The 9,861-nt window shown below is 65.9% G+C and carries 15 protein-coding genes; 11 read left to right on the top strand and 4 right to left on the bottom strand.

Annotated elements, in window-relative coordinates:
* Positions 1-7 precede the first annotated feature (7 nt).
* Complete coding sequence (locus DSM104440_RS17985; RefSeq protein ID WP_171165106.1) at positions 8-496, top strand: hypothetical protein; 489 nt, start codon at positions 8-10, stop codon at positions 494-496.
* 16 nt (positions 497-512) lie between these two features.
* Complete coding sequence (locus tag DSM104440_RS17980) at positions 513-1,001, top strand: hypothetical protein (protein WP_171165104.1); 489 nt, start codon at positions 513-515, stop codon at positions 999-1,001.
* Here DSM104440_RS17980 and DSM104440_RS17975 read toward each other — a convergent pair.
* Positions 998-1,951, bottom strand: coding sequence for an RluA family pseudouridine synthase (locus tag DSM104440_RS17975; protein ID WP_171165102.1), 954 nt, complete (start codon positions 1,949-1,951; stop codon positions 998-1,000). The genes DSM104440_RS17980 and DSM104440_RS17975 overlap by 4 nt on opposite strands.
* Positions 1,952-2,045: 94 nt before the next feature.
* Here DSM104440_RS17975 and DSM104440_RS17970 point away from each other — a divergent pair, with 94 nt between their 5' ends.
* Together DSM104440_RS17970 and DSM104440_RS17965 are read left to right on the top strand one after the other, a co-directional pair.
* Positions 2,046-2,558: a CHRD domain-containing protein gene (locus DSM104440_RS17970; RefSeq protein ID WP_171165100.1), complete on the top strand. Its 513-nt coding sequence runs from the start codon at positions 2,046-2,048 to the stop codon at positions 2,556-2,558.
* A gap of 90 nt (positions 2,559-2,648) precedes the next feature.
* A complete protein-coding gene (locus DSM104440_RS17965) occupies positions 2,649-2,918 on the top strand; it encodes a hypothetical protein (protein WP_171165099.1) in 270 nt (89 codons plus the stop codon).
* Positions 2,919-2,930: 12 nt separating this feature from the next.
* On the opposite strand, the gene DSM104440_RS17960 is transcribed toward DSM104440_RS17965, so the two are convergent.
* A complete protein-coding gene (locus DSM104440_RS17960; RefSeq protein WP_171165098.1) occupies positions 2,931-3,632 on the bottom strand; it encodes a Crp/Fnr family transcriptional regulator in 702 nt (233 codons plus the stop codon).
* A 108-nt stretch (positions 3,633-3,740) separates the two neighbouring features.
* Between DSM104440_RS17960 and DSM104440_RS17955 the strand changes: the two genes are divergently transcribed.
* The 5 genes from DSM104440_RS17955 (at position 3,741) to DSM104440_RS17935 (ending at position 6,696) form a co-directional block, all read left to right on the top strand.
* Positions 3,741-3,965 (top strand): CsbD family protein, encoded by a 225-nt coding sequence (locus DSM104440_RS17955; RefSeq protein ID WP_212758133.1) that lies wholly within the window; start codon positions 3,741-3,743, stop codon positions 3,963-3,965.
* A complete protein-coding gene (locus DSM104440_RS17950) occupies positions 3,962-4,249 on the top strand; it encodes a hypothetical protein (RefSeq protein ID WP_171165095.1) in 288 nt (95 codons plus the stop codon). Before DSM104440_RS17955 ends, DSM104440_RS17950 begins: the two co-directional genes overlap by 4 nt.
* Positions 4,250-4,393: 144 nt before the next feature.
* Positions 4,394-4,705, top strand: a complete 312-nt coding sequence (locus DSM104440_RS17945; RefSeq protein WP_171165093.1) for a BON domain-containing protein — start codon at positions 4,394-4,396, stop codon at positions 4,703-4,705.
* Between the two features lie 2 nt (positions 4,706-4,707).
* On the top strand, positions 4,708-5,517 hold the full coding sequence (locus tag DSM104440_RS17940) for a beta/gamma crystallin-related protein (protein WP_171165091.1): 810 nt from the start codon (positions 4,708-4,710) through the stop codon (positions 5,515-5,517).
* Positions 5,518-5,526: 9 nt separating this feature from the next.
* The gene (locus tag DSM104440_RS17935) at positions 5,527-6,696 is read left to right on the top strand and encodes a sensor histidine kinase (protein ID WP_171165089.1); all 1,170 of its coding nucleotides are present in this window, start codon (positions 5,527-5,529) and stop codon (positions 6,694-6,696) included.
* On the opposite strand, the gene DSM104440_RS17930 is transcribed toward DSM104440_RS17935, so the two are convergent.
* The gene (locus tag DSM104440_RS17930; protein WP_171165087.1) at positions 6,693-7,409 is read right to left on the bottom strand and encodes a Crp/Fnr family transcriptional regulator; all 717 of its coding nucleotides are present in this window, start codon (positions 7,407-7,409) and stop codon (positions 6,693-6,695) included. The two genes, DSM104440_RS17935 and DSM104440_RS17930, sit on opposite strands and share 4 nt — an antisense overlap.
* Positions 7,410-7,487: 78 nt before the next feature.
* Here DSM104440_RS17930 and DSM104440_RS17925 point away from each other — a divergent pair, with 78 nt between their 5' ends.
* Together DSM104440_RS17925 and DSM104440_RS19510 are read left to right on the top strand one after the other, a co-directional pair.
* Positions 7,488-8,369 carry a transglutaminase-like domain-containing protein gene (locus DSM104440_RS17925; RefSeq protein ID WP_171165085.1) on the top strand — a complete coding sequence of 294 codons (882 nt, stop codon included), beginning with the start codon at positions 7,488-7,490 and terminating at the stop codon, positions 8,367-8,369.
* 121 nt (positions 8,370-8,490) lie between these two features.
* Complete coding sequence (locus DSM104440_RS19510) at positions 8,491-8,619, top strand: hypothetical protein (RefSeq protein WP_281357008.1); 129 nt, start codon at positions 8,491-8,493, stop codon at positions 8,617-8,619.
* 54 nt (positions 8,620-8,673) lie between these two features.
* Here DSM104440_RS19510 and DSM104440_RS17920 read toward each other — a convergent pair whose 3' ends face one another.
* On the bottom strand, positions 8,674-9,789 hold the full coding sequence (locus DSM104440_RS17920) for a GSU2403 family nucleotidyltransferase fold protein (protein ID WP_171165083.1): 1,116 nt from the start codon (positions 9,787-9,789) through the stop codon (positions 8,674-8,676).
* Positions 9,790-9,861: the final 72 nt, after the last annotated feature.

Below are 9,861 nucleotides of genomic sequence, written 5' to 3'. Positions count from 1 at the left end.
AGCTGTCATGTTTTCAAGGATCGGGAAATTCGCATTGCCCGTGCTCGCGTTGGCTCTTGCTGCGCCGGCGCTGGCACAAACGAAGGACGGAAACTCGGACGCATGCATCATCAACACGGCCGCCTATGTGATGAAGGTAACCTGGTACAACGAAGCAGACCTGAAGTTCGAGAGAGGAAAGCTGGAGATCCGTCGCCAGGCGGTCCAGGAAGACTCCATTCCCAACGGATACAAGTCCTGTCGAAAGGCGGAGCGACTCATGGCGGTGACGAGCATCGCGGCGTGCAAAGGGTGTGCGAAGGCCGGCCGGTCTCCGTATTGCTCCAAGCCGACGAGCGTCAACTCGTGCGAGGTGATGCTGGTCGGTCCCGGATGGCCCGGCAGCGTTGCCGCCATCTTCAAGTTTCCGCAGGCCGACGAGCACATCGAATTCTCGGGCACGGCCCTCAGCCCGAAGTGGACGTTCGTCGCGGCGGCCGGGGCCACCAAGCGCTAGACAGAAAGGAGCGTCGATGTCTTCAAGGATCGGAAAATTCGTGGTGCCCATGCTTGCCATGGCCTTCGCCGCGCCCGCGCTGGCGCAACCGAAGGACTGGTACTCGGACGCATGCATCGTCAACAAGGGTGCCTACGCGATGAAGGCGACCTGGTACGACGAAGCGGATCTCCTGGAGGAGAAAGGCAAGCTGGAGATCCGTGGCAAGCCGGTCCTGGAAAGCGTCATGCCCGTGGGAACGAAGTCCTGTCGCAAGCCGGGCCGGCTCGTCGCGGTCACCAGCATCGCGGGTTGCACCGGGTGCGCGAAGAGCGGCAAGGCGGCGTTTTGCGCCAAGCCGACGGACGTCAACTCGTGCCAGACGGTCCTGGTCGGTCCCGGTTGGCCCAGCGGGATCGCCGCCATCTTCAGGTATCCGCAGGGCGACACGCAGATCGAATTCTCGGGCACGGCCATCAGCCCGAAGTGGAAGTTCGTCGCGGTTCCGGGGCCCAACAAGCCCTAGGCGCCGCCCAGGCTCTCGAGCATCTCGCGGAAATCGTCGGGCGCATCGCGCTCGAACGAGACGCGCTTGCCGGTTCGCGGATGCGCGAATCCGAGCACGCGCGCGTGCAGCATCGGGCGCGGTGATTCGATCCGCGTGCCTTCATAGTCCCGGATGTATACGCGCTCGCCGACCAGCGGATGGCCGCGCTCCGAGAGGTGGATGCGGATCTGGTGCTGGCGTCCGGTCTCGAGGCGGCACTCGACCAGCGTCGCGCCCTTGAGCGGCGCGATCGGCGTGATGACGGTGACGGCGTGCTTCGCATCGTGGGGCACGTCGCCCCGCGCTCGCCGGAAGAGGCCATGCGAGCCGCGCAACCCGTCGCCGCGATCCTCGATCAGGTCCGACTCGATGCGGGCGGCGGTCACCGCGCCATGAGCGATCGCCTGGTAGACGCGATCGACGTCGTGGGTCCTGAACTGCGCGGCGAGCGCGCGCTGGGCCGTCGCGTTGCGCGCGAAAACCATCAAGCCGCTCGTGTCGCGGTCGAGGCGCTGGACGACGCCCAGCCCCGTGTCCTCGCCGCTCCCGCCGATCCGCCGCAGCAACGTGCGCGTGTGCGGGGCCAGCGTGTCCTTGTTGCCCGGCTCGTCGGCCACGCTCAGCATGCCCGCCGGTTTCTCGACGACCACCAGGTCGTGATCGAAGAACACGATCGCGCTCTCGTCGAGCGCGCTGAAGCGTTGCTTCGGAGCCGTCTCGTTGACGACGATCGTCGCATCCGATCGCACGCGCTCGGCCGGATCGAAGCAGCGCTCGCCGTTGACCGTGACGCGCCCGTCGATGCAAAGCTGCCGCGCGCGCGACCACGCGACACCCGTGCGTTCGCGAACGAGTGCGGCGACGGTGGGGTGCGTGATCGCCGGGTTTCGCGGAGCCGTCTTGGCAGTCTTGGGAGGTCGTCTTTCCATGGGCCGTATCGTAATGCCGAACTCGCCGGCGGGTGGAATGATGCGGCCCCGGCGACTGTTCTCTCCCTTAGGACCACAGCGTAGGAGAACGAACATGAGGAATCTTTTACTCGCGGCCGCCCTGCTGGCCGCGCTGCCCGCCCTTGCGGACAGCAATCGCATCCGCACGAGGCTCAGCGGCGCCGAGGAAGTCCCGGCGGTCGCCACGCGCGCCAGCGGCACGTTCGCCGCGCAACTGTCGAGCGATCGCCTGTCGATCGAATACGAGCTGTCCTTCTCCGGCCTCCAGGCGCCGGTCACGCAGGCCCACATCCACGTCGCGCAGCGCGACGTGAACGGCGGCATCGTGATCTGGCTTTGCGGATCGAGCAGCCTTCCCGGTCCGGTGGGAACGCCGCCGTGTCCGCAGGAAGGTACGGTCAACGGACTCATCACGAGTGCGAACGTCCTCGCGGTGGGCGCGCAGCAGGTCGGCGCGGGCGGGCTCAGCGCGGTGCTCGACGCGATGCGCTCGGGCTTGGCGTACGTGAACGTGCACACCACCGCGTCGCCGGGCGGGGAGATCCGCGGGCAGATCGGCGAGGGGGCGTTCGCTCCGGGAACCTGACGCGCGAAGGAGCTGTGTGTGCTTGCGCACCGACACGCTCACGCGGTCGGCGTAACTTCGTGCGCATCGCAATCGCGAAGGAGCAACCCCATGAGCCTCGTCGTCGCCATGTTCCTCGGCGCATTCCTGGGTTGGGCCAGCCACTCGTTCACCGGACTCAATGAAGGGCGCGGCAGGATCGCAGCCGTCTTCATTGGAGCCGCGGGCGGATTCATCGGCGCAAAGATGGTCGCGCCGATGTTCGTCGCCGCGCCGGTCGTGGGAAGCTCGTTTAGCGTGTCCACGCTGGCCTTCGCCGGCATCGTTGCCGTTGCCGCGCTCATCGCGGGCAGCATGATCCACAGCCGCTGGGACATCTGACGCGCCTTCGCGTCACCGACCCATCGCGTGGTCGTAGGTGTCCTTGTCGGCCTGGTAGCAGCTGCATGAAGCTGCCTCCAGGCCACCGCGATCGCGAATCGAGATGTCGCCCCGCGTATAGCGGATGAGCTTGCGGTTCTGCAGCGAGGTCGCGGCCTTCGTGATGCCCACGCGGCGCACGCCCAGCGAGTACGCAAGCAACTCATGGGTGATGTGGAACGCCTTCGAGTGCGCCCGGTCCGCCGTCATCAGAAGCCAGCGCGCGAGCCGCTGCTCGACCACGTGGAAGCGCGTGCAGCCCGCGCTCTGGCCGAGCTGGCTCATCAACACGTACAGATAGAGATGCAGGCCGCGCCGCAGCGCGCAGTCTTCGGCGAGCGCGCGGCGAAAACGCGCCGCACTCATGCGCCACGCGAGGCCCGCGCCCTGCACGACGGCGTGTACGGGCGATTCGCCGATGCCCAGCACGAGTGGTGCGCCCAGCATGCCTTCGTTGCCGACGAGGGCGACCTCCAGGCTGGGACCCTCGTTCATTTCCGTGGCGAGCGAGATGAAACTTTCCGTGGGGAAGTAGACGAAGTCGATGGGCTCGCCACTCTTTGCGAGCGTCTCGCCTGGAATGAGCTCGACGTTTTCGCACTGCGCGAGCAGGCGCACCCGGTCGCCGTGCGGCAGGTCGTCGAGAAGGCGGTTCGTGTGCTCCGTGCGTTTCATGCGGCGAGACTAGGGCGATGCAATGCAGCGCGTCTGCGCGGTATCGCACACAGGGCAAGGTTCGCTACCGCACAGACGCGCAAGGGGTGATCGCCGTACCCTTCGGGCATGACGCACATGAACTGGAAACAGATCGCCCTCAACTGGGCCGACTTCCGCGCCGGCATCAAGGAGCAGTGGTCGAAGATCAACGACGGCCACCTCGACGCGATCGCCGGAAGCCGCGAAAAACTGATCGGCAGCATCCGCAAGGCGTACGGCACCTCGCAAGAACAGGTAGAAAAGCAGGTGACCTCGTGGACCAAGCGAGTGACGCAGCAAGATCCCCCTTGAGCGAAACGAAGCCGACGATTGCGGTGACGAAGGCGCACGCCCAGATGCTGCTGGACTTCGCCGATCGCCAGCCCGCAGGTTGCAAGCGCTGCCGCGTGCCGATGCCTTTCTGGGGCGTCGCTCCGGGCAACAAGGGCTACTGGTACCAGCCTGCGCCGCCGACCTGCGAGCACGGATGCCACACCTTGCTGATCGAGCTGTGGGCCAAACTCACCACGGACTTCACGATCGCGCCGCGAGATCCCGCGCCACCGTTCTCGGGCCGCACCAAGCGAAACACGTAGTACGCAAGCGTACGTTCGCTATCGCACAGACACACCGCCGCGATCGCCGTAGCCTGCACACATCGACCCACGCGCAACACGGCGTCGAGGCTTCGGGAAAGCGCTTCTCGCGCATCCGTCCCGGCCATCCCAGGAGAATCACACATGACGACCCTCAAACAGTTTTCCACGCTGCTGGCTGCATTTGCCATGGCGACCACGCTCGGCTGCGCTGCGACCTCCAAGTCCGAAAGCACCGGTGAGTACGTTGACGACACCGCCATCACGACGAAGGTGAAGTCGGCCATCCTCGCCGAGGACACGCTCAAGTCCGCCGAGATCAACGTCGAGACCTTCAAGGGCATCGTGCAGCTGAGCGGCTTCGTGAGCACGCAGGCGAACGTCGACAAGGCCGTGGTGGTTGCGAGGAACGTGTCGGGCGTGAAGTCGGTCAAGAACGACATGCGCGTGAAATGACCATGAACAAGACCCTCAGCAGGGCCCTCGTGGTGGCCGGCATGGCCATCACCACACAGGCGGCCGCAAGCGTCGTCTTCTACGAAAACGAGAACTTCGGCGGCCGCTCCTTCTCCGCGCAGAAGCAGGTCGTCAACTTCGAGCGCACCGGCTTCAACGATCGCTCCTCGTCGGTCGTCGTGCTCGACGAGCGCTGGGAAGTGTGCGAGCACGCGCAGTTCGGCGGCAAGTGCGTCGTCCTGCGTCCGGGGCGCTATGCCTCGCTGGGCGCGATGGGACTCAATGACCGCGTCTCCTCGGTGCGCATCGTGAGCAAGCACACGCGAGTCGACGACCAGCGCTACGCGCCGCAGCCGGTTCCCGTCTACGACAACCGCCGCCGCAACAACGAGCGGCTGTACCAGGCCAACGTCACTTCCTCGCGCGCCGTGGGCGGTACGCCGCAGCAGCGCTGCTGGATGGAGCGCGAGCAGGTCGCGCAGCAACCGCAGGGCGCGAACGTTCCGGGCGCGGTCATTGGCGCCATCCTCGGCGGCGTTCTCGGCCACCAGGTCGGCAGCGGGCACGGCAACACGGCAGCCACGGTGATCGGCGCCGGTGCCGGCGGCTACTTCGGATCCACGGTCGGACGCGACAAGAACGGACAGCCGGTGTATGCGGACGTGCAACGTTGCGCGACCGACACCAGCCAGAGCCGACCCGACTACTGGGACGTGACGTACGACTTCAAGGGCCAGCAGCATCGCATGCAGATGGCAGGCCCACCGGGCAACACGGTCACTGTCAACGGCAAGGGCGAGCCGCGCGCCTGAGGGAGGGACATGCTGCACGAGTTCCTGGATGCAAACCGCACTGAACTGATCGAGCGTTGCCGCATGAAGGTCGTGCGGCGCGCTTCTCCGCGCCCGACACCCGCGGAGATCGATCACGGAATCCCGTTGTTCCTGGGCCAGCTCATCGAGGCCCTGCGCGACGAGGAGCGCGCCCGGAAGGGCGAAGGCCGCTCCGCGGTGGGCGCCCTCAGCGCTGCGCGGAGCGATTCCCGAACGGACATCATGTCGGGCGCCTCGAAGCACGGGCACGAGCTCCTGCGGCGCGGCTTCACGGTCGAGCAGGTGGTGCATGACTATGGCGACCTCTGCCAGGCCGTCACCGAGCTCGCCATCGAAAGAAACGTGCCCGTCGGCATCGACGAATTCCGCACGCTCAACCGCTGCCTCGACAACGCCATCGCCGATGCCGTCACCGCCTTCGCTTCCGGACGCGACGTCCTGGTTTCCGAGAGCGACGACCGCGAGAACACGGAGCGGCTGGGCTTCCTCGCGCACGAGCTGCGCAACTTCCTCAACACCGCGATGCTCTCGTTCGCCGCAATCAGGAGCGGCAGTGTCGCCGTCGATGGGCCCACGGCCGCCGTTCTCGAACGCAGCCTCGCGGGCCTGCGCGACGTCGTCGACCGCGCGTTGACCGACGTGCGCCTGAACGCGGGCGTTCCCGAAAAACTCCTCGAGGATGTCGAGGTCCACGCGTTCCTCGTCGAGCTTCACGTTTCCGCGAGCCTCGAGGCCACGAAGCGCGGATGCGATCTCAGCCTCTCGCCCGTCCAGCCGGGACTCACGATCCGCATCGACAAGCAGATGGTGGGATCGGCCCTGTCGAACCTCCTGCAGAACGCCTTCAAGTTCACGCGCGCCCACAGCCACGTGTCGATGAAGGCCTATGGCACGAACGAGCGCGTGATGATCGAAGTCGAGGATCAGTGCGGCGGGCTTCCCACCGGCAAGGCCGAGGCGATGTTCCAGCCCTTCGTGCAGCACGGCACCGACCGCAGCGGCCTGGGGTTGGGGCTGTCGATCGCGCGCCGCGCCATCGAAGCGAGCGGCGGCAATCTCTCGGTGCGCGACATGCCCGGACTGGGCTGCGTCTTCACGGTCGACTTGCCGCGGCAGGCCGACCTCCAGGTGGCAGAGCCTGTGCGTCTCGCGAGCTAGGGTGCGATCTTGTACGGCAACAGGCGGTCGCACTCCTTCCTGACCACCGAGTAGCACTCGCACGACATCTTCTCGAGCTTCGTGCGGTTGAGCACCCTGATGTGCCCGCGGCGATACTCGATCACCCCGGCCTCCTGCAGTTTCCCGGCGGCGGCGGTCACACCCTCGCGCCGCACCCCCAGCATGCTTGCGATCAACTCCTGCGTGACCACCAGGTCCTGCGTGGGCAACCGATCGAGGCTCAACAGCAGCCAGCGGCACAACTGCTGATCGACCGAGTGGTGCCGGTTGCACACCGCGGTCTGCGCCATCTGCGTGATCAGCGCCTGCGTGTAGCGCAGCAGCAAGTGCTGCATCGATCCGCCGCGGCCGAACTCCGCGTGCAGGAACTTCGCCGGAAGCCGGAACGCATGCCCTGTGCTCTGCACCATCGCGCGGCTGGGCGTGGTTTCGCCGCCCATGAAGAGCGAGATGCCCACGAGACCGTCGTTGCCCACGACCGCGATCTCGGTGGTCGAGCCGTTCTCGAGGACGTGAAGCAGCGAGACGATCGAGGTCGTCGGGAAGAAGACGTGATCGAGCAGGCGCCCCGATTCGTAGATCACGTGGCCCAGGGGCATCGCCACGGCCTCCAGGTGCGGGCGCATGCGCTTCAGCTCCGCGGCCGAGAGGTTCGCGAGCAGGTGGTTTTGCTTCGGGCTGGGGTCGGGCATGGTCCAGTGTGCGCCAACGCGGGCGTCTATGTTCGCAACCGCACCGACGCGCGGGCAATCGCCCGATACCATGCGGGCATGATCCGCCTCCAATTTACGATCGAGCTCAAGTACGACATCGCCGACCAGCCGAGCGATTTCGTGTTCAACATCCACGCCGCGCAGACACCTTCGCAGGTCATCGTGGCCGAACAGCTGCGCACGAGCCAGCAGGTGCCGACCGCGATGTACACCGACCCGATGCTCGGCAGCCGCTTCATGCGGCTCACGGCGAACCCGGGGCAGCTCTCGGTGCAGTACGACGCCACCGTGGACATCAACCATCACTTCGAAGCCCCGATGAACATCGGCGAGGTTCCGATCGCGCGCATGCCGCCCGACGTCCTGCCGTTCATCTACCCGAGCCGTTACTGCCAGTCCGACCGGCTGCGCAAGCTCGCCACGCGCGAGTTTGGTCATCTGCAATTGGGCTACTGGCGCGTCCAGGCGATCGCCGATTGGGTGAAGCAGCGCACGGCATTCACCATGGGCGCCTCGAACAGCAGCACCGCGGCGGTCGATACGCTCGTCGAGCAAGTGGGCGTGTGCCGCGACTTCGCGCACCTGATGATCGCGCTGTGCCGTGCGTTGAACATTCCCGCGCGCTTCGTGACCGGCATCGACTACGGCGCCGCGCCCGAGCTGGGGCCGACGGACTTCCACGCGTATGTCGAAGTGTTCCTCGGCCACCGCTGGTACCTCTTCGATCCCTCGGGGATCTCGCCGCCGATGGGCCTCGTGCGCCTCGGCACCGGGCGCGACGCCGCCGACGTGTCGTTCGCGACGATGTTCGGTGCGGTAAAATCGTATGCGCCCGTGATGAGCATCCACGCCGTGAACGATCCGGCCAATGGATTCACGCTTCCGTACCACTCGACCGACGCGATTTCCACGCACGGCGAGCTCGTGATGTCGCAGTAAATAAGGAGACCCAGATGCCCAAAGGCCAGCAGAAGAGCAACAAGGAAACGCGCAAGCCCAAGAAGCCCAAGTCGACGGCGCCCGCGCCCGTCTCGCCGTTCAGCTTTCCGCCGGTGACCAAGTGACGGTGGCCAGGCGCGTGATCACGGGATGGCGGCAAGTGGTCGAGCCGAAGAAGGCGCGCAAGAGCCCGCCTCCCACGCCGCTGCCGGGTCAGTTGGTTCCGGCGAAGCCACTCCTGTCATCCTGAGGAGCGCAGCGACGAAGGACCTGCTTTAAGGGGTTAGCGAGAGGGCCAGGCGGGTCAGGGTTCGAAGTCTTCGCCGCGCTTGATGATTCGCGCCGCCCTCGCATCCTTTGGAGAAATCATGTGAGTGGCCCCCCAGGCCCACTCTTTCAAGCTCTCGACTTTCGGCTCGAGCTTTTGGAGCGCAGCCAAGCCTTCATGAGCGCGCTTCGTCCATCCGGGGCCGCGGCCCAATGCGTCGGTCCAGGCGTTGCGCAACTCGTCTGCCCGCTCCGCGGCCAATGCGTCGATGAGCGAGGCCGCCTGTAGCAGGTCCTTTTTCGACTTGAGGCGGCTTGCGCCACTCCTTTCGCCATAGACGACCAGCTTGTGAATGGCGAATCGGGCGGGCGAGGGGATGTTCACGATGACTGCGCCCTCCGTGCTCAGGAGCGCCGCCTGGGTGGTGTCCTCGAGCGAAAACTCCATGAACTTCAGTGGCTCGAGCGCGACATTCAGGTTGGGCACGTGGACGCTGGACTTGCCCGCGCGCGACGCCGAGGTGACGAAGTCGATGCGCAGCTCCGGGTTCTTGGGGTTGAGGTAGGTCGTCCCGGCCTTGCCTTGCATTTCGGTGATCGGGAGAAATCCCATCTCGAGGGAGTCGAGGGCTCCCTGGACGTCGACCTTGATGTCGGCAGGCAATGCGACCGAGATGTTCTTTCCGGCGTGCGCGAGGTCGACATCGAGGGTTCGCGATCCGTCCGTGAATTTCACGCCGAGCAGGTTGCCCAGGCAGAGGAAGGCGTGGGTACCGACGAGCACACCCCCTGCCCGGAAGAAGCCGTATTCGGAGAGTCGCCGGACGATTCGGAAGTGGCGCGGCACGGCGGCCTCGCAGCCCAGGGCCGCCGCCGAACGGGCCAGCGGAGCGAGCGGCTTCGAATCGCGGGCTTCACGGACGGTGGCGATCAGCTTCCTCACGCGGTCATCGTCGGGGCCCACATAGATCTGGCGGACCCTGGCTTCGATGTCCCGGTAGGCGAAGTACCAGTAGGTGCGTTCCTTGACCTTCTTGGAAGCGAAACTTCCGTTGAGGTCCGCCACGGTTCGATGCCGTCCCTGGGCACGCGCGCTTTCCAGGAGCTCCGCGTAGGCGGTTTGCGCGGCGATGCTCAGTTCGCGGAATCTCATGGGAGCCCTCCGAGTTATACAACACGCTATCAATACGTTGTATAACTCGCAACCCTCGCGGTCTCGCTGAAT

This window comes from Usitatibacter palustris (assembly GCF_013003985.1).
Classification (GTDB): Bacteria; Pseudomonadota; Gammaproteobacteria; order Burkholderiales; family Usitatibacteraceae; genus Usitatibacter; species Usitatibacter palustris.
This window is presented reverse-complemented; position numbering and strand designations above follow the sequence as displayed.

What these genes read in the sequence shown, in the direction of transcription:
- DSM104440_RS17925 (WP_171165085.1), top strand. Translation starts at nt 7,488, where the DNA reads ATGATCCGCCTCCAATTTACGATCGAGCTCAAGTACGACATCGCCGAC.
- DSM104440_RS17920 (WP_171165083.1), bottom strand. Translation starts at nt 9,789, where the DNA reads ATGAGATTCCGCGAACTGAGCATCGCCGCGCAAACCGCCTACGCGGAG.
- DSM104440_RS17940 (WP_171165091.1), top strand. Translation starts at nt 4,708, where the DNA reads ATGAACAAGACCCTCAGCAGGGCCCTCGTGGTGGCCGGCATGGCCATC.
- DSM104440_RS17935 (WP_171165089.1), top strand. Translation starts at nt 5,527, where the DNA reads ATGCTGCACGAGTTCCTGGATGCAAACCGCACTGAACTGATCGAGCGT.
- DSM104440_RS17965 (WP_171165099.1), top strand. Translation starts at nt 2,649, where the DNA reads ATGAGCCTCGTCGTCGCCATGTTCCTCGGCGCATTCCTGGGTTGGGCC.
- DSM104440_RS17975 (WP_171165102.1), bottom strand. Translation starts at nt 1,951, where the DNA reads ATGGAAAGACGACCTCCCAAGACTGCCAAGACGGCTCCGCGAAACCCG.
- DSM104440_RS17985 (WP_171165106.1), top strand. Translation starts at nt 8, where the DNA reads ATGTTTTCAAGGATCGGGAAATTCGCATTGCCCGTGCTCGCGTTGGCT.
- DSM104440_RS17960 (WP_171165098.1), bottom strand. Translation starts at nt 3,632, where the DNA reads ATGAAACGCACGGAGCACACGAACCGCCTTCTCGACGACCTGCCGCAC.
- DSM104440_RS17945 (WP_171165093.1), top strand. Translation starts at nt 4,394, where the DNA reads ATGACGACCCTCAAACAGTTTTCCACGCTGCTGGCTGCATTTGCCATG.
- DSM104440_RS17970 (WP_171165100.1), top strand. Translation starts at nt 2,046, where the DNA reads ATGAGGAATCTTTTACTCGCGGCCGCCCTGCTGGCCGCGCTGCCCGCC.
- DSM104440_RS17955 (WP_212758133.1), top strand. Translation starts at nt 3,741, where the DNA reads ATGACGCACATGAACTGGAAACAGATCGCCCTCAACTGGGCCGACTTC.
- DSM104440_RS17980 (WP_171165104.1), top strand. Translation starts at nt 513, where the DNA reads ATGTCTTCAAGGATCGGAAAATTCGTGGTGCCCATGCTTGCCATGGCC.
- DSM104440_RS17930 (WP_171165087.1), bottom strand. Translation starts at nt 7,409, where the DNA reads ATGCCCGACCCCAGCCCGAAGCAAAACCACCTGCTCGCGAACCTCTCG.